Origin of the sequence: Streptomyces millisiae (assembly GCF_031845425.1) — a bacterium.
Classification (GTDB): domain Bacteria; phylum Actinomycetota; class Actinomycetes; order Streptomycetales; family Streptomycetaceae; genus Streptomyces; species Streptomyces millisiae.
Genome location: NZ_JAVREM010000220.1, coordinates 1 through 509 on the forward strand (window position 1 = coordinate 1; position 509 = coordinate 509).

Here is a 509-nt window from a genome sequence, read left to right on the forward strand (position 1 = left end):
TCTCTGCCGTGCGGACGGCACGCTTCTGCGCTTTGGGTGGTTGACCACTAGACATGCAGTTTGTATCCTCCACATACAGCCTGTATGTACCGCGTGCGGTGACATCAGGTCGATCGGATCAAGTACTCGATGCGGCAAAGGTATCCCGCGCAGCGCCGGATGCCGTGAATGAGGAGCGGAAACATGGGCGAGACGCAGGACAAGGTGCTGATCTTCTCGGCGGACGGACATGCCGGCGCGAAACGGATGGCGGATTATCTGCCCTATTTCGACCCGGATGTGCGGGACGCCGTCAAGGACCTGTTGACGGAGGAAGAGCAGGCCTATCGACGCATGCTGGCTCCCGATTTCAGTTCCGGGCCGCGCGAGGAGCCGGCGCCCGAGTTGGACCCGCGATGGGCACCTGCATTCCCAGACCGCTTCGGCGGCTGGGACATCGGCGTACGTATGGAACAGCTGGACCGCGAAGGCGTCGCGGGCGAGATGTTGGTACCGGGTCACCAATTCGC

General features: G+C 62.3%; 1 protein-coding gene. It reads left to right on the forward strand.

Features of this window, described 5'->3' with window-relative positions:
• Positions 1 to 183: 183 nt before the first annotated feature.
• Positions 184 to 509: hypothetical protein (locus RNC47_RS36335; protein WP_394814959.1), on the forward strand; the 326-nt coding region annotated here is incomplete at its 3' end.